The sequence below is a fragment of the Rothia sp. (in: high G+C Gram-positive bacteria) genome, from assembly GCF_030540545.1.
Classification (GTDB): Bacteria; Actinomycetota; Actinomycetes; order Actinomycetales; family Micrococcaceae; genus Rothia.
In genome coordinates this window covers 239,872-262,391 of the sequence record NZ_JAUNVZ010000001.1, presented here as the reverse complement: position 1 = coordinate 262,391, position 22,520 = coordinate 239,872, and the positions used below count along the sequence as shown (strand labels likewise).

Annotated in this window: 21 protein-coding genes; 7 read left to right on the top strand and 14 right to left on the bottom strand. The window is 58.1% G+C overall.

The window, feature by feature from the left end:
- Positions 1 to 92 precede the first annotated feature (92 nt).
- Both Q4P78_RS01235 and Q4P78_RS01230 read right to left on the bottom strand, forming a co-directional pair.
- Entirely contained in the window at positions 93 to 671 is a 579-nt protein-coding gene (locus Q4P78_RS01235) for a LytR C-terminal domain-containing protein (RefSeq protein WP_303338484.1), read from the bottom strand.
- A gap of 179 nt (positions 672 to 850) precedes the next feature.
- Entirely contained in the window at positions 851 to 1,057 is a 207-nt protein-coding gene (locus tag Q4P78_RS01230) for a DUF3263 domain-containing protein (RefSeq protein ID WP_303338483.1), read from the bottom strand.
- Positions 1,058 to 1,310: 253 nt separating this feature from the next.
- On the opposite strand from Q4P78_RS01230, the gene Q4P78_RS01225 reads away from it, so the two are divergent.
- Entirely contained in the window at positions 1,311 to 1,985 is a 675-nt protein-coding gene (locus tag Q4P78_RS01225; RefSeq protein ID WP_303338482.1) for a uracil-DNA glycosylase, read from the top strand.
- Positions 1,986 to 2,063: 78 nt separating this feature from the next.
- Here the strand turns inward: Q4P78_RS01225 and Q4P78_RS01220 are convergent, their stop codons facing one another.
- The 8 genes from Q4P78_RS01220 to Q4P78_RS01185 form a co-directional block, all read right to left on the bottom strand.
- Positions 2,064 to 3,992, bottom strand: coding sequence for a threonine/serine exporter ThrE family protein (locus tag Q4P78_RS01220; protein ID WP_303338481.1), 1,929 nt, complete (start codon positions 3,990 to 3,992; stop codon positions 2,064 to 2,066).
- 180 nt (positions 3,993 to 4,172) lie between these two features.
- On the bottom strand, positions 4,173 to 4,451 hold the full coding sequence (locus Q4P78_RS01215; RefSeq protein ID WP_303338480.1) for an HPr family phosphocarrier protein: 279 nt from the start codon (positions 4,449 to 4,451) through the stop codon (positions 4,173 to 4,175).
- A 224-nt stretch (positions 4,452 to 4,675) separates the two neighbouring features.
- Entirely contained in the window at positions 4,676 to 6,370 is a 1,695-nt protein-coding gene (ptsP, locus tag Q4P78_RS01210; RefSeq protein WP_303338479.1) for a phosphoenolpyruvate--protein phosphotransferase, read from the bottom strand.
- A gap of 106 nt (positions 6,371 to 6,476) precedes the next feature.
- Positions 6,477 to 8,492, bottom strand: a complete 2,016-nt coding sequence (locus Q4P78_RS01205) for a fructose-specific PTS transporter subunit EIIC (protein ID WP_303338478.1) — start codon at positions 8,490 to 8,492, stop codon at positions 6,477 to 6,479.
- 131 nt (positions 8,493 to 8,623) lie between these two features.
- Positions 8,624 to 9,580: a 1-phosphofructokinase family hexose kinase gene (locus Q4P78_RS01200; protein ID WP_303338477.1), complete on the bottom strand. Its 957-nt coding sequence runs from the start codon at positions 9,578 to 9,580 to the stop codon at positions 8,624 to 8,626.
- The gene (locus Q4P78_RS01195) at positions 9,577 to 10,368 is read right to left on the bottom strand and encodes a DeoR/GlpR family DNA-binding transcription regulator (protein WP_303338476.1); all 792 of its coding nucleotides are present in this window, start codon (positions 10,366 to 10,368) and stop codon (positions 9,577 to 9,579) included. The genes Q4P78_RS01200 and Q4P78_RS01195 overlap by 4 nt, the downstream gene beginning before the upstream one ends.
- A gap of 268 nt (positions 10,369 to 10,636) precedes the next feature.
- On the bottom strand, positions 10,637 to 11,131 hold the full coding sequence (locus Q4P78_RS01190) for a VanZ family protein (RefSeq protein WP_303338475.1): 495 nt from the start codon (positions 11,129 to 11,131) through the stop codon (positions 10,637 to 10,639).
- Positions 11,121 to 12,410 carry a histidine phosphatase family protein gene (locus Q4P78_RS01185; protein WP_303338474.1) on the bottom strand — a complete coding sequence of 430 codons (1,290 nt, stop codon included), beginning with the start codon at positions 12,408 to 12,410 and terminating at the stop codon, positions 11,121 to 11,123. The genes Q4P78_RS01190 and Q4P78_RS01185 overlap by 11 nt, the downstream gene beginning before the upstream one ends.
- Before the next feature lie 123 nt (positions 12,411 to 12,533).
- Here Q4P78_RS01185 and Q4P78_RS01180 point away from each other — a divergent pair, with 123 nt between their 5' ends.
- Genes Q4P78_RS01180 through Q4P78_RS01170 form a run of 3 tightly spaced genes read left to right on the top strand, consistent with a single transcriptional unit; the run spans position 12,534 to position 15,558 of the window.
- A complete protein-coding gene (locus tag Q4P78_RS01180) occupies positions 12,534 to 13,397 on the top strand; it encodes an ABC transporter ATP-binding protein (protein ID WP_303338473.1) in 864 nt (287 codons plus the stop codon).
- Positions 13,397 to 14,806 carry an FtsX-like permease family protein gene (locus tag Q4P78_RS01175; protein ID WP_303338472.1) on the top strand — a complete coding sequence of 470 codons (1,410 nt, stop codon included), beginning with the start codon at positions 13,397 to 13,399 and terminating at the stop codon, positions 14,804 to 14,806. The genes Q4P78_RS01180 and Q4P78_RS01175 overlap by 1 nt, the downstream gene beginning before the upstream one ends.
- A gap of 32 nt (positions 14,807 to 14,838) precedes the next feature.
- Positions 14,839 to 15,558: an HAD family phosphatase gene (locus Q4P78_RS01170; RefSeq protein WP_303338471.1), complete on the top strand. Its 720-nt coding sequence runs from the start codon at positions 14,839 to 14,841 to the stop codon at positions 15,556 to 15,558.
- Positions 15,559 to 15,630: 72 nt separating this feature from the next.
- Here the strand turns inward: Q4P78_RS01170 and Q4P78_RS01165 are convergent, their stop codons facing one another.
- The 4 genes from Q4P78_RS01165 to Q4P78_RS01150 all read right to left on the bottom strand — a co-directional run bounded on the left by Q4P78_RS01165 (position 15,631) and on the right by Q4P78_RS01150 (position 20,466).
- The gene (locus Q4P78_RS01165; RefSeq protein WP_303338470.1) at positions 15,631 to 16,338 is read right to left on the bottom strand and encodes a methionine ABC transporter permease; all 708 of its coding nucleotides are present in this window, start codon (positions 16,336 to 16,338) and stop codon (positions 15,631 to 15,633) included.
- Positions 16,338 to 17,387 (bottom strand): methionine ABC transporter ATP-binding protein, encoded by a 1,050-nt coding sequence (locus Q4P78_RS01160; RefSeq protein ID WP_303338469.1) that lies wholly within the window; start codon positions 17,385 to 17,387, stop codon positions 16,338 to 16,340. The genes Q4P78_RS01165 and Q4P78_RS01160 overlap by 1 nt, the downstream gene beginning before the upstream one ends.
- Positions 17,388 to 17,531: 144 nt before the next feature.
- Complete coding sequence (locus tag Q4P78_RS01155; RefSeq protein WP_303338468.1) at positions 17,532 to 18,404, bottom strand: MetQ/NlpA family ABC transporter substrate-binding protein; 873 nt, start codon at positions 18,402 to 18,404, stop codon at positions 17,532 to 17,534.
- A 319-nt stretch (positions 18,405 to 18,723) separates the two neighbouring features.
- Complete coding sequence (locus Q4P78_RS01150) at positions 18,724 to 20,466, bottom strand: long-chain-fatty-acid--CoA ligase (RefSeq protein ID WP_303338467.1); 1,743 nt, start codon at positions 20,464 to 20,466, stop codon at positions 18,724 to 18,726.
- A 94-nt stretch (positions 20,467 to 20,560) separates the two neighbouring features.
- Here Q4P78_RS01150 and Q4P78_RS01145 point away from each other — a divergent pair, with 94 nt between their 5' ends.
- Genes Q4P78_RS01145 through Q4P78_RS01135 form a run of 3 tightly spaced genes read left to right on the top strand, consistent with a single transcriptional unit; the run spans position 20,561 to position 22,468 of the window.
- Positions 20,561 to 20,707 (top strand): hypothetical protein, encoded by a 147-nt coding sequence (locus Q4P78_RS01145; RefSeq protein WP_303338466.1) that lies wholly within the window; start codon positions 20,561 to 20,563, stop codon positions 20,705 to 20,707.
- A 1-nt stretch (position 20,708) separates the two neighbouring features.
- Positions 20,709 to 21,407, top strand: coding sequence for a sugar O-acetyltransferase (locus Q4P78_RS01140; protein WP_303338465.1), 699 nt, complete (start codon positions 20,709 to 20,711; stop codon positions 21,405 to 21,407).
- 32 nt (positions 21,408 to 21,439) lie between these two features.
- Complete coding sequence (locus tag Q4P78_RS01135; RefSeq protein ID WP_303338464.1) at positions 21,440 to 22,468, top strand: hypothetical protein; 1,029 nt, start codon at positions 21,440 to 21,442, stop codon at positions 22,466 to 22,468.
- The last annotated feature ends 52 nt before the right edge of the window (positions 22,469 to 22,520 follow it).

The following is a 22,520-nucleotide window of genomic DNA, read 5'->3' as shown; positions in this document are numbered from 1 at the left end:
TTTTTGGACCCCTTCAGGCTCTTAATCGCCATGAGCGCACTTAGCGCCCGCCGGGTCGTTTAGGTCGACCGTGCGGGCGCTAAGGTATGAGCTTATGCTGCGACGTAATCGTTGGCAAGAACCACCATAACGTCATTGGAGCCCAGGCCGTTAGCGGCGCTAATTTCACGCACGCTGCTAATGTTCAGCTGCGATGCCACCAGCTGTGCCTGCTGCTCATAGCCGGAGCCGTAGTACACAATGCTATTGGCCGGTGCGGTGCCGGTCCAGTTTGCCGTTGCCGCCACGGTGTACCCTGCGTTGCGCAGACGGGTAGCGGCATTGGTTGCGCTACCTGCGGCAGCGCCCGAGTTGTACACGCTCAGGGTAATCGAGGAATCCACGGTGGGGCTGGGGGTTGCCGCGGCGCTGGAGGCAGCTGCGCTAGAACGCGGAGCAGCCGATGCCGAGGAGCTCGCTACGGGCTTGGAGCTGGAGGTGCCGGGGCTGTAAAGCTTAGGAGCCATCAGATACATGACAACACCCAGCACCAGGGCGAGCGCACCGGCAATGATGACAGGAAGTGCACCGCGCGGGTTCTTGGAGGGGTCGATGAGGGTGCCGCGGTAGGTACCGCGGCGGGCGGTATTTTCGTCGATCTTGTCGAATTCATCCGGCGGGAATGCGCTCATACTCGGCTTGTCCTAGTGGTGCTCGCTGCGCGCCTGCTCTAAGTGTCTGCTGGGGCGTATACTCTGGGCGGGGCGCAATGCTGGTATTCAGTAGTGTCTGTGTCTAGATTACCCTGTTTTAGGCGCCCGTCCTATGTTTCGGGCGTCTATCTCACTCTTTGTGACGTGAGCGGTTATCTCTACATATTGCTCTCGCGGCGTGCACGCCAGGCGTCGGTTTCCACCGGGTAGCGGGCAATAATGCGCGGGTCATCAATCATGGAGTTGAGCTTTTGATAGTAGGCTATGGGGCTCAGTCCCATATTTAGAATCGCCTGTTCTTTTCGTCCCTGGTAGCGCCAATTTTTCTTCTCCAGGGCAATAATGGCGTGCTCAAGTTCGCTCATAGTATTGCGGGCTTCGGGCTCTTCTGCCTCTTGTGGGGGGATTGGGTCAGAGTGTTTAGCTATATGCTGCTCTTCTAGCGCGCTATCGTGAGTGGGGGCTTGGGCGGGCATGAATGTCCTTGCGGTTCTCTTGGCGTATATGGGTATAGATTCAATATATATCAGTGGTAGAAAAGTGGTAGATCGGTGCTAGCACCGGTATAGATTATTTTTCTGCCCGCAGGCACCGGACACAACACGCTATAGTGGCACTATGCAGCAAGCTTTAGAGAATATTATGGCCGCCGATTGGGCCCGTGCTTTAGCCCCTGTGGAACCGCAGATTCGCGCTATGGGTGATTTTTTGCGTGCCGAGCACGCCGCCGGTGTGCGTACTTTCCCGCCCGGGGTTGAGATTTTTAATGCGTTTACCCGACCTATGAGTTCGGTCAAGGTGCTTATTGTCGGGCAGGACCCCTACCCCACCGCCGGGCACGCTATGGGTCTGTCTTTTTCGGTGCATCGCGATGTTCGCCCTATTCCCCGTTCGCTGAAGAATATTTACACCGAGCTGCAGGAGGATTTGGGATATGAGCCTGCCGAGCACGGGGATTTGAGTTCCTGGGCTGATGAGGGTGTCATGCTGCTCAACCGTGTGCTCAGTGTGCGTGAGGGCGATGCGGGCTCTCATCGTGCCAAGGGCTGGGAGGCTATTACCCAGTGCGCTATTGAAGCTCTGGTTGCTCGGGGCACTCCCCTGGTGGCTCTGCTGTGGGGTAATGATGCGCGTAAGCTGGCGCCTATGCTCGCTCCCTATCCGTGTGTGGAGTCGGCGCATCCTTCTCCTCTATCGGCGCGTCGCGGTTTCTTTGGGTCGCGTCCTTTTTCTAGGGTGAATGAGCTGCTGGTTGAACAGGGTGCGCAGCCGGTTAATTGGCAGGTTCGCTAGGCGTGTTCACGCGGTGAATAGACTAGAGGGCTATGGACAGATTCCATAGCCCTCTAGTTATATGCATAAATGGATATATTAGGATTTAGCGCGCATTTCCTGACGACGATCCACGCGCCATACGCTCACATGCTGCATAACATATTGCATAACGTAGTTACCCAAAGCCACGCCCGCTGCCATTGCCAGCACCAAGGAAACAGCGGTAACAGCATTCTGTACGCCGACCACCACATCCGTATCCACCGTCAGCAGGTACATACCGCGGAAGAAAGATAGACCCGGCAGCAGGAAGGTCAGCGCGGGGATCGAGAAAATAGCCTGCGGTGCATGCAACCTATAGGCCGTGTAGGTGCTCAGAGCACCAATCACAAAAGCAGCCGCAGCCGTCGCCGCACGACCCGTACCCTCACCCGAGAGGATCTGCACCCCATAGTAGGTACCCAGCCCGCAGGCGGTAATCGCAGCCACCAGCAGGCACTTCTGCCACGAGGTCTGAATAGCCACAGCCCAAGCGACGGTGGCAATAATCATAAAAGTAGCCCAAATCCAGGGCGGCGCCGGCTCAAAACGAGTCTGCGCAATATCCAGCATGGGCCAGCCAAAAAGAGCCAAAATACTCACCGCGGTGGCAATACCCACCACCAGACCCACAAAACTCATACCGGTGGACACAAAACGACCCGCCGCTGTGACAGGGAAACCATTAATGGCGTCCTGCACCGCCGCCACCAAGCGCGGGGTGGGTAGGAACATAATCAAACCCGCCGCCACCACTAGTGGCGCAGAAATACTCACACCCGGGCGGTGTAGGAAAGATCCGTCCCCGCCGAGCATAATCGCCAACAGGGTGGTAATACCCGCGCCCACCGCCATGCGGAAGAAACTCGCCATACCAATAGATGCCAGGCGGGACATAATCAGGTACACCGGGATAAAAATAATGGCAGCGGCAACACTGGTCGCCCAGCTTGCACCCAGCGCCGCGGTAAGAGTACCCGCACATATAATATTGGCAAGCCAGACAATTGCCGGAGCGTAGAGCTTACGACCATTAGTGATTTCGCTCAGCTTCAGGTCGGCAATATCGAGGTTAATACCGCCCTGAGTAATATCGTGAATCAGGCGGTAAGTTGCCGCCAGAGCCTCGGAGTTCTCGGTGGAGGATCGCACCACGCGCACCAGGGTATGAGTAAAACGCTCCTCGGAGGAGGTATTGCGCTTAATAATGCGCGATTCCATGTAGATATCCGGGTCGGAGGTGTAGTTAATGGTCACCGACTGGTTGGTAATATCCACATCTACCGAATCCAGACCGTAGGCGGAGCATACGGCAATAATCGCCGAGTCAACATCCACCGCATCGGCGCCATAGTGAAACATCGCCTCGGCAAGGCGCAGGGTAAAGTTCAGGGTGTCGCGAGCGTACTCTTTCTCGCGGCGCAGAGCCTCTTTACGGCGCGCCTCGGCACGGCGCTTCTCCTCGGAAAACTTATTGAGGGCAAACTGAGGCTGCTGAATGCGCGCCCGACCGCGAGGAGCCGCAGGAGGCGCCGCAGGAGCCACCTGCACAAAGGATTTGAGGGAGCGCACACCCCAGCGGCCGCCGGCTCCTCGACCCACCACGGGTAGGGTGGTGGTTGCCACCGACACGGGCGCGGTGGAGGGCACAGAGGTTATTTCTGTACCGCCAAAGCGCGGGGGCGCGGGCACAATGGGAATAGCTGCGGTTGCTGCCTTTTCGGCGGCGGCTTTAATCGGGTTTTGTTGGGCAAGCTCCTGCTGTTCGCCAGCCAGCGCTTGACTGATCTGCGCCTGGGTGCGCTGCTGTTCTGCGCGCTGCTGCTCGGCACGATAGGCGTCGGTTTCCCCATAGGCTTGAGCGAGTGCACGGGCTGCCTCGCCGGTAGCGCTAGCCTGCGTTTCTTTTGCTCGCTGAATCTGCTCGGCGGAGAGGGCGCGCATACCGTGGATCGGGTTGTCCGGGGTGTCTGTGTGATCGCTCATGCTGTCCTGACCCGTTGATGTACTTCTTATCACTGATTGTACCGGTCGCTATATCTCTCTCATAGGTTGAGAGACTATGAGATACACCGCCCGGTGATAGTGCGTGTGAGTGTCTCTTTGAGTATAAAAATATCCCGCCCTCACCGAAAGCGGCGGGGCGGGATATTTCAGAAGCTGGAATTACTCAGCGTCGTGGTCGGTCTCGAGAATCTTGACCAGGGTCTCCAGTGCTTCCTCTGCACCTTCGCCCTCTGCGCGCAGCACAACAACGTCACCGTGCTTTGCACCCAGGGACATCAGGGACAGGATGGAAGCTGCGTCCATAGCCTCGTCAGCGGGCTCGCCCTTAGCTGCAATGGTGACCTCAACGGGGAGGTCGCCTGCTGCCTCAGCGAAGATAGCTGCCGGACGTGCGTGCAGGCCAACTCGGCTTGCAATGGTGGCTTCGCGCTCTGCCATGTTTTACTCCTTTAGTAACCGGGGCTAAAGGTTATTTAGACCCCAATTTATTTCTTCTGGTGACCGGAAAACCCGGAAAAGTTCACGTCTCTTATTGTACCTTTTTAGGCCAGGCTATGCGTAGCTTCTTGACTAAAAAAGCTCAATTCACAGCCCGCCCACAGTATCTAAAGGAGCGTAATCTTTTCCGGGTTTAGCCATTCGCCTATGAACTACAGAATCTTTTACAGACCCAGTTCGTCCAGAACCGGCAGCTGTTCGCGTGCAATCTGCTTAGCCTCAGCGGAGGAAATCTGCTCCAGAACCTTGGAAGCAATGTGCTGAGCCTTCTCGCGGGTCACGGACTTGAGCACAGCGGCAACGGCGGGGATAGCGCCTGCGTTCATGGACAGGGTATCCACGCCCAGGCCGACCAGAACCACAGCCAGCGCCGGGTCAGCTGCTGCCTCGCCACACACGCTCACGTACTTCTTCTTACCGGCGGTCACGGAGGCACGCTGTGCACCCTCGACGGTCAGCTTGATCATCTTCAGAACAGCGGGCTGCCAGGGGTTGTTCAGGTGTGCCAGATCGCCCAGCAGGCGGTCAGCTGCCATGGTGTACTGGGTCAGGTCGTTGGTACCGATGGAAACGAAGTCAACCTCGCCCAGAATAGCCTCTGCGTTCACAGCTGCTGCGGGGGTCTCAACCATCACACCGTGAGTGGGCAGGCCGACCTTCTTGAGCATATTCGCGAAGGTGCGTGCCTCGGATGCGGTGGAGACCATGGGAGCCATCACCCAAATATCAGCCTCGGAGCCCTCGGAAGCCAGCTTAATAGCTTCCAGCTGACGCTCCAGCACGCCGGGAACGGTCCAGTCGGTACGGAAACCGCGAACACCCAGTGCGGGGTTCTCCTCTTCCTTCACGTTCAGGAAGGGCAGCGGCTTATCGGCGCCTGCATCCAGGGTACGGACCACAATGTGCTTGCCGGGGAATGCGTCGAAGACGGACTTGTAGGTTGCTGCCTGAGTCTCTGCGCTGGGCTCGGTATCGTAGCCCAGGAAGCCGAACTCGGTGCGCAGCAGACCAACACCCTCAGCGTTCAGGCTAGCTGCCTTTTCAGCGGACTTGCCGTCACCAACGTTTGCGTAAATCTCAACGCGGGTGCCGTCAGCCAGCACGCCCTGACCGTCGAATTCAGCAACGGGCTTGCGGTTTGCGTACTTAACAGCTGCTTCACGCTCAGCCTCGGTGGGCTCGGTGTTGACCAGGCCGTCATTGCAGTCCAGGTACACCACGGTGCCGTTTTCAATCTCGGTCACGCCCTTAGCTGCCACGATTGCGGGCAGACCCAGACCGCGAGCCAGAATAGCGGTGTGTGCCTGGGGGCCACCGTCGGAGGTAATCAGTGCGATAACCTTCTCGGGGTCCAGGGTTGCGGTATCAGCCGGTGCCAGGTCAATAGCAGCCAGGATGAAGGGCTCCTCGGAGAAGGGGATGCCGGGTGCCTGCTGGCCGGTCAGATCAGCCACAATGCGGGCGCGCACATCGTGAATATCGGTCACGCGCTCAGCCATGTAACCGCCCAGTGCCTTCATCTGGTCAGCGAATGCGGTTGCTGCTTCCCAGATTGCGCGCTCGGGTGCCAGCTCCTGGGTCTCAACCAGCTTGATTGCGCTCTTGAGCAGGGCGCGGTCGGTTGCCATCTGGGAGGTGGACTTGAGCACTGCCTTGCCGTCGCGGGATGCGTTCTCTGCGCGGGCGAGCAGGTCTTCCTTCACGCGCTGGGATGCGTCCTTAATACGCTGCGAAGCTTCTTCAACGCTTTCGCCGTTCAGACGCAGGGATGCAGCGGGCTCCTTAATGGGCTCGGGCATCTGCAGAACGGGACCAATCACGCGGCCGGCGTAGACGCCGACACCATTGTAGGTAGTCATGGAAATATTTCCTTACGTAGTCTATGTGGCTACCCCCAGTGTACCGGGAATGGTGCGCTGGGGGTAGTCTGAACACATATTTTTAGTCAGTGGACAAGCCTAAATACTAGGCGTCCTGCTTAGCCTTGGAACCGATAGCCTTCAGCAGCAGGTACAGCAGGGCACTGACCACGGTGCCGGCTACAACAGCCGCCAGGAACATCAGGGGGTTGGAGGTCAAACCAATGATCCAAATACCGCCGTGAGGTGCCGGGGAAGCAACATGTGCACCCATAGAGATAGCGCCTGCAACAGCGCCACCCACGATGGAGGCGGGGATTACGCGCAGCGGGTCAGCAGAAGCAAAGGGAATCGCACCCTCAGAGATGAAGGATGCACCCAGCAGCCATGCTGCCTTGCCGTTTTCACGCTCAGCCTCGCTGAACGCCTTGGGGCGCAGGGCGGTTGCCAGAGCCATTGCCAGCGGGGGAACCATACCGGAGATAATCACAGCCGCCATGATTTCCTTATTCACATCTCCGCCTGCAGACAGGCCGGTTGCTGCAAAGAGGTACGCTGCCTTGTTAATGGGACCGCCCAGATCGGATGCCATCATAGCGCCCAGGATCAGACCCAGAACCACAGCGGAAGTACCGGACATACCGGTCAGCCAGGACTGCAGACCGTCAGTTGCAGCCTTGAGCGGGCCAGCCAGCAGAATGTACATAATGCCGCCGGCGAAGAGGGAAGTCAGCAGAGGGGTAATGACCACGGGCATCATGGAGCCGAGCCAGCGGGGCAGCTTGAGCTGACCCAGACCGTAGGCGAAGACACCGGCGAGCAGACCGCCCACGATACCGCCCAGGAAGCCGCCGCCAACGGTGGTTGCCACAGTACCGGCAATAAAGCCCGGTGCAATACCGGGGCGACCGGCAAGACCGTACGCAATGTAGGCTGCCAGAGCCGGAACCATCAGGTTCAGACCCATACCACCGATGGTCTGCAGTACTGCACCCAGGTACAGGGTCCAGTGCACGTTCATCTGGCCGAAGAAGTCATTATTGGCAAGAATGTCCTTGGTGTTCACATCACCCAGGTTTGCCACGGTAATGGACTCGAAGATGAAGCCCAGAGCCACCAGAATACCGCCGGCAGCCACGAAGGGAATCATGTAGGAGACACCGGTCATCAGTGCCTTGTAGATGGAGCTCCAGCTCAGGCCGGACGCGCCCGAGGCCTCTTCGGAGGCACCCGCGGTTACCGCTGCAACACGCGCGCCATTGGGGTTAGCGGCCTCTGCCAGTGCTTCGTTGAGCATTGCCTCGGGCTCGTCAATACCGCGCTTAACCTGGGATTCCACGTAGGGCTTGCCCGCGAAACGGCCGCGATCACGCACATTCACGGACACGGCGAAGACCACTGCATCGGCTTCGTCAATATCAGCCTGGGTCAGGGTCTCATTGCCGGAGGAGCCCTGGGTTTCAACCTTCAGGTCGTAGCCCAGCTCTTCAGCAGCGTACTTGAGGGCGTCAGCTGCCATATAGGTGTGCGCAATGCCGGTGGGGCATGCGGTCACGGCGACCAGCTTCTTCTGAGGAGCTGCTTCTTCGCTCTTGCCCAGATCTACTGCGGGAGCTTCCTCTGCCTTTTCGGCGGGGGCTGCTGCCGGTGCTGCTTCTTCAGCCTTGGGGGCAAGACCGAGTGCCTGGTTGACCAGTTCCACGATTTCTTCGCGGCTGGTTGCCTCGCGCAGGGATGCGGTGAAGCTCTTCTTCATCAGGGAGCGTGCCAGGGTGGAGAGCAGCTTCAGGTGTGCCTGGTCTGCGCCATCGGGTGCTGCGATGAAGAAGATCAAGTCTGCCGGGCCGTCCTTTGCGCCGAAGTCTACGGCGGGGTTGGGGCGTGCCATGGCAAGGGTCGGTTCGGTCACTGCTGCGGAGCGGCAGTGAGGGATGGCGATACCGCCGGGAATGCCGGTGTCGGTCTTGGATTCGCGTGCCTTGGCATCCGCGTAGAGCTGCTCGAAGTCGGTTGCGCGCTGCGCGCCGACAACCGCCTGTGCCAGTGCCTGGATTACGTCGAATCGAGAGTCGCCCAGGTTTTCGTCCATCAGGACGAGATCCGTGGTGATCAGATCAGACATGCTACCCTCCTCGGGTTTAGTGAGTGGTTTCAGCTATATATCTAACAAGCTATATAAGCAGGATGTGTGTGCGGAATACCGGCAATACCGATACCCCAAAATCTATAGACCCCCGAATATGAGGGAAAAACTTAGAGAGCCAGCTCGCGACGAGTTACCTTATCAATGCTGATTTCAGCCGGGACAGGCATACGAGTGCCGGGCAGAGAAGCCGCTGCAGAACCATAGGCAACCGCGCTCAGCAGAGCATCCTCGGGGGATGCACCCGCCTCGGAGGCAATCACAAAACCGGCGAGGGAGCTATCGCCCGCACCCACGGTGCTACGCACCTTAATGGGTTCGTGAATTGCGTGCCATGCGCCGGATTCGGTCACCAGTACCGCGCCGCCACCGCCCAGGGTTGCCAGCACATATTCAATGCCGCCACCGAGCAGAGACGCCGCGGTGCGAGCGGTCAGCTCTGCACTGGACTCCAGCTCCTCCCAGGAGGAGGCGCCGGTCAGCTGAGCCAACTCCTCGGAGTTGGGCTTAATCAGGCTGGGCTTAGCCTCCTGAGCCAGGGAGTCAATCAGGGTCTGCTCGGAGGTGTCCAGAGCAATCTTGCCCTCAAAGCCAGCCGCGCGCAGAGCAGCAATCAGCTCAGCATAGTAGCTGCTGGGCAGACCCGCGGGCAGGGAACCGGCAAGAATCACCCAGTGGGCATTAGTTGCCAGGGCACGCTCAATCACCAGGGCATCCAGCGCCTCGCGCAGGGGCTGATCGAAACGGGTACCGGGTGCGTTGAGCTTGGTGGTGGTACCGTCCGGGTCAACTACGGTGATATTGGAGCGGATGGGCTCGCCGGTGGGCAGATTGGAATACGCCACATGCTGCTCGGTGAGTACGGTCAGCACCGGGTCGTGAGCATCGCCGGGCACAATGGCCTCGGTGGGCACACTGGCGGCGTGCAGGGCTCGGGAAATATTCACGCCCTTGCCACCCGGGTCCTGAACAGCAGCGGCGGCTCGCTGAACGGCGCCGTGCGCCAGGGGTGCACTCAGCTCAATGGTGCGGTCCATGCTGGGATTCGCGGTCAGGGTTAGGATCACGCGATAATCACCTCCACATTTGCCTCTTCCAATGCCGCGGCAAGTTCCCCGTCGGGGGCGCGGTTGGTAATGAGGATGTCAATATCTTCAAAGGTTGCAAAACGCACCAGGGCTTCCCGATGGAATTTTGCGGAGTCTGCCAGGAGCACCACGCGACGCGCGGCCTTAATGAGGGCGGTTTTTACAATGGCCTCATTCATGCCGGGGGTGGTTAGTCCAAATCCTGCCGCCAGGCCGTTGGCGCCAATATAGGCAACGTCGGGGCGGATGGTATTAAAGTATTCTGCTGCGCGGCTACCCACTGCCGCCCAGGTCATTTTGCGCAGGTGGCCGCCCACCAATTCCAGGGAAACACCTTCGGCTTCGGCGAGCTTGACGGCAATATGCAGTGCGTGGGTAATGACCAGGCGGTCATTGCCGGTCTTGAGGCGAAAGTCGTTGGCTGCGATCTCTTCGGCGAGTTCTTCAATGGTGGAGCCGGCGTCCAGCACGATGGAGCCGATTTCCGAGTCTGCCAGCAGTTCATAGGCCTTGGCTGCAATGCGGCGCTTTTCGGAGTTGTTCAGCAGCTGGCGGGAGGCGATGGAGGATTCCAGGGCGGTGGACTGTTCCACGGTCACGGCGCCACCGTGCACGCGGCGTAGCTTGCCGGCCTCTTCCAGGACCGCCAGGTCGCGGCGCACGGTCTCCATGGTGACGTCGTAGCGGCGCGCCAGTTCTGCGCCGTTGACGCGGCGTGCTGCGGCGACGAGTTTGGCTATTTCAGCGCGGCGTTCTTCAGCGAACATCTCTCACATCACTTTCTTCTCGAGGGTACGGGGTGTGCACGGGTTGACCGTACGCTTATGGTGGGCAGCAGCCCGCAATGTGAGTTTAGGTGGGTTTTTACCGCGCTAAACTAAATCACATTTGATTTTATGTGCGTTTATGTGGGCACGTCAATATATTTTGTGTGAACTCACCTATTTTAGCGCCTTTTTCACTATAAAACCCACATTCACCCGCGCGGGTGAATGTGGGTCTATGTGTGTTTATGTGGGCTTTTGAATGGTATTTCTATGCGGCAGCGGACGAGGTAGCGCGCGTGGACAGTCTACGCGAGCGCACTGTCAAGACCGCCCAACCGGCCAGAGCGCCCAACGCTAGACCGGTGCCGTTGGTAAGCACATCGTGCCAATCCCCCACGCGCTCGGGCATAAAGAATTGAATGATTTCAATGGCGGCGGAGACAATAAATCCGGCGTAGAGCATCCAGAATCGCCAGCCCAGTAGCAAGCAGAGAGCGAAACCTCCGGGCATAAACATGACCATATTGGCGGTCTGTTCAATACTCGAGTGGTTAATCCACTCGGGCAGCCCGTTACTATGGGCCTGAGCCAACCAGGCGTCCAGGGCACCTCCTGCGGCGTTATCGTCCACGCGCACGGGTGCAAAAACAATGGCTGTGACCGTTAGAGCCCAGAGTGTCAGCAGCGCCCAGAGGGTTCCGCGCGCCCAGCGTCCGGTTATAGGAGCAGGGCGCGCTGCCGCTTTGATAGCCTTAGTCGACACGAACACTCTGCATACGCTCGGCGGCGTGAGCTGCTGCCTGCGCGTGCAGATCAGCGCCAAACCATTCACGCGAGGACCAGGCGAATAGGCCGGCAATATCAAAGGCGATAGGCTCGGCGTTGGGAATGGCGGGGCGGTGCTCCTGACCCAGGGCGGCGGAGTAAGTGCGGCGAATAAAGGAGCCGTGGGAGACGACCATAATGTGGGCGCCGGGGTGCTCGCGCACAATACGGCGCAGGGCGCGCACGCCACGAATATACACATCGTGGTCGCTCTCCACGCCGGGCCAGTAGCGTTCGGGCGAGCGCAGCTGGGTGTCGGGAATACGCAGTCCCTCGGCGGTGCCGTAGTAGCGTTCGACCAGCTCGGCATCGGTGGCGCCAATGCTCAAATCGAAGCGTTCGCCCACAATGCGAGCGGTTTCGGCGGCGCGAATCAGCGGGGAGCTAATGAGCACATCAAAGTGCAGGCCGCGGGCGGCAAGCACGGCACCGGTGTCGTATGCCTGGGCGCGACCGGTGTCATTGAGGGGAATATTGGTGGTGCCCTGCATGAGTTCGGCTTTATTCCAAGTGGTCTGGCCGTGGCGGATCAGGGTCAGGCTGCCGTCCAGGGCGCCCGTGGGTAGGTCTTCGGGATCCAGTTCGGGCTCATTGGCACGCACAACAATGCGGTCAATGGCGGCGTCCATGAGTTCCAGGGGCACGTGCACCAGTTCGGCATTGCGCGGAATGGGGTAGATGAGCACGCCGGGCACGAAGGGGTCTTCAGTCAGTTCGGCGGGCACGTGGCGGTAGAGTTCGCCCATGACCATGGAGATGAGCATGCCGTGGGCTGCGACCACAATGGTTTTACCTTCGTGTTCATTGCGGATGCGGTTAATGGCTGCCAGGGCGCGGGTAATGAATTCTTCGCGCGGCTCAACGGTGGGGTTCAGCCCTGCGCGTGCCTGGGCGATGAGTTCGGCGGTGGCTTCGCGGCCTTCCAGGTCTCCAAAGCTGCGTTCCTGCAGGCCTTCGTAGGTGCCGATGAAGGGTACGTCCAGGCCGCGGGCGATAATCTGGCCGCTTTCTACCGCGCGAATGAGCGGGGAGGAGACCACGCCGTCAATATGCACGCCTTCGGTTTCTAGCGCTTTGAGGGAGTCAATGGCTTCGGCGACTTGGGAGCGGCCGGTGTCGTTGAGGGGAATATCGCTGCCACCTTGGAATTTGTGGGCGAGGTTCCAGTCGGTTTGGCCGTGGCGGATCAGGATTAGACGTGTGGGTTTTGTGCTCATATTCCCATTATGACATTTGGGCGCCGGCGGATGCTGTGTATATAGCGGCGGGATTCTGTATACGCAAGATTTTCATACTGTGGTTGTACACGGCCTTGTTTGTGTCTCTGGGATACTGAATATATGACTGAATTTATGCACTCCCCTTCTGGTTCTTATCCGCCGTCAGCTTCTATTGCGCCCGGTGGGCAGCAGGTAAACGCCGCCGCGCAACCGGCTGCTGCAGTGCAGCCGATTATTAGTGCCCGTTCCTTGAGTAAAACCTATGGTTTTAACCCGGTGCTTCATCAGGTATCCTTGGATATTTTCCCGGGCCAGTCGGTGGCGATTATGGGTCCGTCGGGCAGCGGTAAGACCACGCTGCTGCATATTTTGAGCGGTATTATTCAGCCCGATGCGGGCAGCGTGTTTCTGCGTAATGCCCAGGGTTACCGTGATATTGCGGCGATGAGCAACGCCGAGCGTACGGCGTTGCGTGCTTCTCATTTCGGTTTTGTGTTTCAGCAGGGTTTGCTGGTTCCGGAGCTGACCGCGAGCGAGAATATTGCTTTGTCGGCGATGCTGGCCGGTATGTCGCGTTCGCAGGCGCGTACTCGGGCTCAGCAGCTGCTGCAGCAGCTAGGTTTGGGCGCGCTGGGAAACCGCCGTATCGGTGAGCTTTCGGGTGGTCAGGCGCAGCGTGTGGCTATTGCCCGGGCACAGGTGAATGATGCTCCGATTATTTTTGCCGATGAGCCCACGGGTGCTTTGGATAGTGCCACGGCGCGTGAGGTGATGCAGGTGCTGCTGAACGTGACGACCTCGAATACGGCTCTGGTGATTGTCACTCATGATCCTGCGGTGGCTCAGGCGTGCCAGCGGGTGATTCATGTGCGTGACGGTGTGATTGTGAGCGATTCAGCGCAGCAGACACAGCAGGCGCCCCAAAACACAATTCAGCAGACGCCTCAGGCTCCCGCGCAGCATCAGCAGAATTGGGGTGCCTAATGCAGGTATATTCTCTTATTGCCCGCCGCACTTTCTTTTCCTCACAGGCTATTTTGCCGATTTTAGCTTTTGCTGCCTCGGCGGCCTCGCTCTTGACGGTGGCCGGCGGCATTCAGGCTTTTTATCTCTGGGTGCCCTACAGAGCCACCGGTGCTTCCGCGGTCTATCGTGAGGCGGTACAGATGGCTCCTTTTTACCAATTTTGTGCCTGGTTTGCCGGCTTGTTGCTGATTTTTCCGCTCTTTACTCTGGGTGCTTCGGCTGCTCGGCTTAGTGCCCGTCGCCGTGATGACCGTTTGGCTACTTTGCGTCTGCTGGGTGCTTCTACTGCGCGTCTGACCATGATGACGGTGCTGGATGCCCTCGCCTACGCACTGATTGGTTTTGTGCTCGGTGTTGGGCTTTATGCTCTGCTCATTCAGCCGCTGGGTACTTTGCGTTTTCAGGGTTTTCCTCTGCAGGCGCGGTATATGGCTCTTTCTCCCAAAGGGATTGGGTATTGCGCCCTATTTTTCCTGGTGGTTGCTACCGTCAGTAGTCTTTTTGGTCTCTCGAAGGTCTCTATTAGCCCGCTGGGTGTGCGTCAGCGCGTGTCGGCTGCCCCTTTATCGCGCAGGCTGCTGGTGGGCGCCCTGGTAATTTTTGGTGCGGCTATTGTGCTTTCGGTGCTCGCGCAGTCTCTGATGCAGAGCACCGCCCAGGCCGGGGTAAGCTATACGGTTCTTTTATTCATTGTTGCCCTGATTCTTGGTTTGCCGGTGCTTTTGGGCATGGTGGCGATGGATTTGCTGGGTACTTTTGTGGTGGGTTTGTACGCAAAAATTGCGGTTAAGCGCACCTCTAAGCCTCATGCGCTCTTAGCGTATCGCGCTATTTTGGAGTCTCCACGGGCGGCCTGGCGTCAGGTGTCGGGGGTGGCGATGTCTACTTTCACAGTGGCGTTTTTAGGCCCGATTTTTTCGATTATTGCGCAAGTGTCGAGAGCGAGCCAGGATGTTGCGCAATCTACTCTAGTTGCTGATATGTGGCAGGGTTTGTTCCTGCTGCTGAGTATTTCTTTTGTGCTGGTGGCTATTTCTGCTCTGTTGAATCAGAGCGCCGCGATTTTTGAGCGGTCTTCTCTGTATTCTTCGCTGCATATGATGGGTGCTTCGCGTAGGGTTTTGGGTGCTTCGCGCCGTCTGGTGGTGATGGGTCCGCTGGTGCTGGTCAGTACTATGTCGGCTGCTGCTGCGTTGCTGCTGGTGGGGCCTTTAATGGGTAGTGCTCTGAGCGGTGTGTCGCTGCTCTATACGCTGGGTTTGGTCTTGGCGTCTATTGTGGTTGGTGTGCTGCTGGTGCATTGTGCGCTGCTGGCTACTGCCCCGCTGCTGCGTTCGGTGACGTCCAAACCGGTTTCTGCGCTCTAATTGTTGCGAGGTTGAGAAGATAGAATTAAGCCATGTTGAATCATGATCTTCCCGAGTCCTGGGTGCCCACCTGCGCTGTTTTTGATTGCGATGGGGTGCTGCTGGATTCTGAAACCGCGTGGAATAGTGTGCAGCGTGAGCTTTTTGAGAAGTGGAATATCCCCTTCTCGCTGGAGTTGGAGGAGCGCCTGACGGGTTTAAGTGCACCGCAGGTGGCTGATGTGCTCGCCGATCTTTCCTACACCGGCGACCGCGCGAATACTGAGGCGTTTATTGCTCACCGTGACGCAACCTTGCACGAGCTGATGACCGTGGAGCACGAGGTGATTAGCTCCGGTGTGCAGATGATTGAGGGCGCATACGAGTTCATGGCATTTTTGGCGCAGTTTATGCCGGTAGCGGTGGCGTCGAATTCTACCGCCGGTATTTTGAAGCTGAAGATGGACACCTACGGTCACGCTAAGCTGGTGCAGACCTGGGTCAGTAGTGATGACGTGCCCGCAGGTAAACCTGCCCCGGATATGTACCTGGAGGCGGTGCGTCGTCTCGGTGGCGATCCTGCGTTCACGATTACCTTTGAGGATTCTGCTGCCGGTGCGCAGGCTGCGCGCGATGCCGGTACAAAGCTTTTGGTCTTTGCCCCCGAGGGCGCCAGTGAGAGCACCCCGGCCGGCCACGGTGTGTTTACCTCCTTTACCGACCCGGATCTTTTGGCATTGGCACAGCGCTGGGCGCAGGCGAGCGCATCCTAAATACTAGCCGTAAAAGAGTATCCCCGCCGTCCACAGGGACGACGGGGATATTTCTATACGGTATAGCGGCTTTTAGCGGCGCAGAACCTTCTTCGCCAGGGTGTTACCGACCAGCTGAACCAGCTGCACCAGCACAATAATAATAGCCACAACAGCCCAGGTCACGCCGTCATTGAAGCGCTGGTAGCCGTCCACCAGGGCGACCTTACCCAGACCGCCCGCACCGACATAACCTGCCATAGCGGACATATCCACCACACCGATAATGATGAAGGTGTAGCCCAGGATCAAGGGGCCGAGAGCTTCGGGAATCATCACGGTGAAGAGAATACGCAGCTTGGAGGCGCCCATTGCGCGAGCCGCCTCGACCACGCCCGGGTCGATGGAGACCATATTCTGCTCCACAATGCGGGCAATAGCGAATGCCGCGCCGAAGCTCATGGTGAAGATTGCCGCGTTCACGCCCAGGCGGGTACCCACCACAATATTCGTCAAGTTGCCCAGTGCCGCAATCAAAATAATGAAGGGGATCGGGCGAACAATATTGACCAGCACGTTAAGCACGCCGTAGACGAAACGGTTAGCGAAAATATTGCCGGGTCGGGTGGTGTACAGCAGTGCACCGATGATCAGGCCAATAAAACCGGCGATGATCATGGTTGCTGAGACCATGTACAGGGTGTCCCAGATGGCGGGGACCAGCTTGGAGCTAATAAAATCGCTCCATTCAGCGCCGGTGAATTCCTTAGCGGCGACGGGTACAGAGTTAGGGGTAAACATTAGCGCACCTCCTGCACGCGGGTAACGGTGCCCAGTTCGGCAATGGCTGCGTCAACACTGGTAATTTCGCCGATCAGTTCCAGGGTTAGGGTGCCGTAGGCCTTGCCCTGCAGGGTTTCAATACCGCCCTGAACAATGTTAAAGCGGATATTGCGTTCGCTCAGGCGGGAAAGTACCTTACCCAATTCCTGGTTGCCTTCCACAATTTCCACGTTGACCAGGTAACCCTTGTGGGTTGCGCGCAGGCTTGCTGCCTCGCTGCCGGTGGGGGCGAGCTTGACGGTGGTTGCCACAAAGAGCTTTGCCACCTCGGTCTGCGGGTTGGAGAACACGTCGTAGACATTGCCTTCTTCAACCACGCGGCCGGTTTCCATGACGGCTACACGGTCGGCGATGGAGGAGACCACGTCCATTTCGTGGGTAATAACGACCACGGTAATACCCAGTTCGCGGTTCACCTTTTTGAGCAGGGCGAGCACTTCCTGGGTGGTTTCCGGGTCCAGCGCGCTGGTGGATTCGTCCGCCAGCAGCAGGGAGGGGCTGGTTGCCAGGGCGCGGGCGATACCCACGCGCTGCTTCTGACCGCCCGAGAGCTGGTTGGGGTAGTGGCCTGCGCGGTCAGCAAGACCCACGAATTCGAGCATTTCTGCTACGCGAGCGCGGCGCTTTGCCTTATCCCAGCCGGCGATCTTCAGGGGAAATTCCACGTTGGAGGCAACGGTGCGGGAGTTCATGAGGTTGAACTGCTGGAAGATCATGCCGATATTGGTGCGGGCTTGACGTAGCTGGCTATCGGTCTTGCCGGAGATTTCAAAGCTGTCCACGGTCAGGGTGCCGCGGGTGGTGGATTCCAGACCGTTGATCATGCGGACCAGGGTGGACTTACCGGCACCGGAGTAGCCGATAATGGCGAAGATTTCGCCCTTGTTAATGGTCAGGGATACGTTGTTGACCGCGGTGACGATCTTGTCACCTTTGCCGTATTCTTTGGTGACCTTATCCAGGACGACCATGGGTTCGGCGGTGGTGGGCTGTGCATTCTCGCTCATTGCCGCTCGCTTTACTCTTCTCTTCCGGTATGCCCGGTGATTGTTCAATATCTGGTGCAGATAAGTATTATTCTTGGTTCTGCGATGAGACGCGAACAGCGGTAAACCGGTGTTCTCGGTTTACCGCTTGTTCACGGGTGAAGCTTACTTCTGCTTCTTAATGTTTTCCTGCTCCTGCTTGAGCAGCTCACGCAGCTCCTGTGCGCTTGCCTTAACCTCTACAGCAGTGTTCTTGGTTTCTTCCTGAACAACCTTCTGCACGGGCTCGGTGTGGTAGATTTCCACGACCTTCTTGTAGCTTTCCTTATCTGCGTTTTCCTTCTTGGAAACGAAGAGGTTTGCGTACTTCAGTGCCTTGGGGTTCTTGGGGTCGTCCTGTGCCAGGGCATCCTTGGGCTCCAGGCCTGCGTCCTTAATGAAGTCATTGTTGACCACGGATGCGTCCACGGATTCCATTGCGGTGACGGTCTGGGTCGCGTCCAGGGTGGTGACCTTAACCTTGGAAGCGGAGGTGTCCACGTCGTCAACCTTGGGCATGTAGATGTTGTCGCTCTTGAACTTGACCAGGCCGTTTGCTTCCAGCAGGTTCAGGGCACGTGCCTCATTGACGGTGTCGTTGGGGATCGCGATGGTGCCACCGGAGGGGATGTCGTTCAGGCTCTTGTGCTTCTTGGAGAACAGTGCCATGGGGTAGATAACGGTGGGGCCGACAACTTCCAGTTCCTTGTCGTTGGCAACGTTGTAGTTTGCCAGGTAGGGGATGTGCTGGAAGCGGTTCATGTCGGTATCGCCGGACTCCAGTGCAGGGTTGGGCTCGGTGTACGCGGAAAATTCGCGGTATTCGATGGTGATGCCCTGCTTGGCTGCTTCGTCCTTGAGGACCTGGTTCACGCTTTCGCTGCCAACCACACCAATGACAACCTTGTTATCGTCCTTGGCGGTGTTGCTTGCGGAACCGCAAGCGGACAGACCGATGGCAAGGGGCAAAACAGCGAGTGCTGCAACAAACTTCTTCACGGCTATGAAACTTTCTGTTGGTTTTCCTGGATTCCTGCTATCGCGGGGTGGCGCAATACCGCGCGGTGCCCGTGCTAACTGGATGAGATAGATAGTGTGCTTTTATTAGAGCATGGGCAGGCTCTCGGGTGGTAGTTGTTTCCATTTAAGAAGACATACACCGTCATGAACGTAATATTTCGTAATATTACGAAATATGCCGTCATACAGCAACAGAGCAAGCCAGGTGCTTGCTCGATGTGTGTACATACCATCCAGGGCACAAAAGTGGGGCGAGTAGTATTCACTACCCACCCCACCCTGTGAGGAGTATTGAGCCTTAAGCGTCGAATTCGCCCGAAGCCAGCAGCTGCTCACGCACCTTACGGCGCAGCACCTTACCCAGCATGGAACGCGGCAAATCATCAACTACCACCACGCGGCGCGGCACCTTATAGCGCGTCACACGCTCATAGCAATGCTCGCGCAGCTCATGCTCCTGAGGCACAAAACCGGGAGCCGCAATCACCGCAGCAACCACCATCTCGCCACCGCCAGGCTGAGGAATACCCACCACCGCGGCATCCGCCACAGAATCGTGCTGCTTGAGGGCAATCTCAACCTCGGTGGGCGAAACATTAAAGCCGCCGGTAATAATAACTTCCTTAATGCGATCCACAATCTGAATAAAGAAGTCCTCATCCAGGCGCACAATATCACCGGTACGCAACCAGCCATCGGCAGTAATGGTGCGCTGAGTATCCTCCTCGCGCTTCCAATAGCCGGCAAAACGCTGAGGCCCAGCCACCCACAGCTCGCCCTCCTGGCCGGGGGCAACGTCTTCCAGGGTCTCGGGATCCACCACGCGAATATCGGTGCTCGGGAAGGGAATACCGATAGAACCAGCACGACGAGTGTCGTTGAGCGGATTGCAGGAGACCAGCGGCGCACACTCGGTCAGACCGTAACCCTCCACCATATAACCGCCGGAGGCTTCCTCCCACTCAGCCACCAATTCCGGGGGCAGGTTCATTGCACCGGATACCGCATAGCGAATACCCTGCAGAGACACGCCGCGTTCCTTCGCCACATCCAGCAGACGACGATACACCGGAGGCACCGCGGGCAGCACGGTCGGGCGGCTTTTCTTCATTGCTTTGAGCATCAGGTCCATATCCACGGTGGGGAAAAGAACCAGCTTAGCGCGGCACAGGGCTGAAATGGTCAAGCCCAGGGTCATACCGTAGGCATGGAAAAGAGGCAGCACCGAGTAAATCACTTCGTCATCGCCGGGCTGAATCCACGCCTCGCCCATACGACCATTAGATTCAAGATTACGGTGGGTGAGCATAACGCCCTTGGGCAGACCGGTCGTACCTGAAGTGTATTGCAGCAGAGCCACATCGTGCGCACCGGGGCGGTGGTGGTCAGCGCTCAGGCGCTCATTTTTGAGCAGCTGCTTCCAGCTCGTGGTGCCCGGAGCTGCACCCTCCAGCTTGGCGCGAGACTCGCGTGCCTTCTTCACCGGCAGCTTGAGCATAGCGCGCATGGTTGCAGGCATAGCCGAGACCATATTCACCGCGTAAATATGAGAGGGGCGAATATCAGCGGGCAGGCCGGTCACATGCTCGGCAATCTTATCCCACACAATCGCCGCCTTGGCGCCGTGATCCTCAAACATATGGCGCAGCTCAGCACCGGTGTACAGGGGGTTGTGCTCAACCACAATCGCGCCCAGGCGCACAATCGCGTAGAAAGCAACAATATGCTGCGGGCAATTGGGCAGAATAATAGCCACACGGTCGCCCGCCTGCACACCTGCGCGACGCAAACCCTCAGCAGCGCGCTCAATCTGCTCACCCAGCTGGGCGTAGGTGGTGGTCGCGCCGAAGAACTCCAACGCAACCTTGGAGGGCACGGCACGAACTGCCTCCTCCATCAGGTGAGTTAGGGAAGTTTCGGGAAGCTGCACATTGGCTGCCACCCCGGGAGAATAATCCTTCAACCAGGGTCGCTCTTTAAGCGGATTATCGGGAATAACAACCGGTGCAGAACCGGCGGGAGAAAACTGCGCGTTGGTCATAGTTCGATTGTGCCTTTTGCGCGCGCCAAACACCAAGCTCACAAGCTGGGAATACCCTACGAATTTTTATGCTCCAGCGGGTAGACTGGTAGTTATGGGTAAAAAACAGGACGAGTACTACGACCAGCTCTTCAAGCAGCTGCTGCGTGAAATTTCCAAACGCTTTTTGATCGCCGGTCTGCTGGTTATTGCTGTCGGCGCACTGATTATTCTGCTGATGTATCTGTTCTACGGAAAGTAAAATGAGCGTTTCTGATTCCCCCGCACCGCTGACCACCACCCCCGCTGTTTTCGATACTGAGCACGGGGAGGTTTATCGTCGCATGGTTGCCGGTACCGTCTATAAGCCGGATGCAGGATGCGCCGCTATTACGGCATCGATTTATTCCATTGCGCAGGATTACGCCCAGCTCTACCGTGAAGGTAAGCAGGAACAGGCCGATGAGCTGCTGCGCGGTGGACTGGGTGCCTACGGCGAGAAATCGCATATGCGCCCGCCGCTGACCTTTGACTACGGCACCAATACTTTTATTGGTCACCACTGTTTCTTTAATTTCAACACCACCATTTTGGATGTCGCCCCGGTAACCTTTGGCGACTATGTGCTGGTGGGCCCGAATGTGCAATTTTTGACCCCCACTCATCCGCTGAACCCCGGTGACCGCAAGGCATTCTGGGAGGGTGGCGAGCCCATTAGCATTGGTTCCAATGTGTGGATTGGTGGCGGCGCTATTATTCTCGGCGGCGTGAGCATTGGGGATAATGCGGTCATCGGTGCCGGATCGGTTGTCACCAAGGATATCCCCGCTCATGCTATTGCGGTGGGTAATCCGGCACGTGTTATTCGCTATGTGGGCGAGGATGAGCGCCCGGCGCACCCGCACCAGTACAGTGCTGAAGAGATTGCCGCTGCCGAAGAGTTCTACTCTTCTTCGCAGTAGTTATCTCTTGAGCGATCCATCGATAGGTAGATATGAGCCAGATTCCTAACCCCCAGAACCCCCAGCAGTCGGCGTCTTCGCAACAGGCGCAGCGCAGCGATCACAGCGCCTGGGATGCAGCTTTTGCCAGCGATGAGGCGACCGTCCTGCTGGATGAGTCCCTGCTGCAGAATGCCGCGCCCTCCCCCGCCGCTGCCCAGCGCGAAAGTGCGCCCCAGTCCGCCTATGAGGCTCCCGCCTCCGGCGATATTAGCTGGCTGGACACCCCGGATGAGGAGGCAACCACCCCGGTAACCTCCCTTCTGCGCCCGGCAGTACCCGCGGCAGTTACTACCGCTATTCCGCAGGTTGCTCCCGCAGCTTCTGCGCCCGCTGCAGCGCCCGAGGCTACTATTCCTGGAGCCTCTTCCGCTGCTGCCGTTTCTACCCCGGCGCCCTCAGCCCATGTATCCGGCGCGGAGACCGATCTTTTCTCCCCCGAGATGGAACCTAGCGATGCTCTCAGCGCTCAGCAGCAGCGTTTTGGCCGCATGCAGATTATTCCGGGGCTGATGGGTCTGGCGGCTTTCATGGGTGCTTTCTCTTTCTTCTCCTGGGCTATTAGCCTGGTGCTGCATGTGGCAGCTCCGGCGATTCTGCCCGCCGGTGCTTCCCTACCCAGCGCCCCGGATACCGTCAGCCAGCTGCTGGCTCAGGGTAGCAACGGCGTGCTTTACGCGAGCCTGCTGGGTGGTAGCTATCTGCTCTCTGCGTGGGCTGGCGGTTATACCGCTGCTCGCATGGCGCGCTTTGCCCCGGTGAAGCAGGGTTGGTCGGTATGGCTGTGGCTGGTGCTTAGCGTCGGTATTGCCAGTGTGCTTACCGCCGCTATGCCGGGTCAGTTCAGCGGCTCCTTTGCGCCCTTCTCGGCTCAGTCCTTCTTGACCACTTCGGTGCAGGTCAACGGTTTCCTCGCTTTTGTTCTCTTCCTGCTCATTGCCCTGCTGGGTGCTCTGCTGGGTGGTCTATGCGGTCGTATTTATCACCGCCGTGTGGAGCGCTACCCGAGTGTTGAACACTAGGTTAACCACCTAAAAGATAGCGAAAAGCCCGCCGCCCTCTATTATCGAGGGC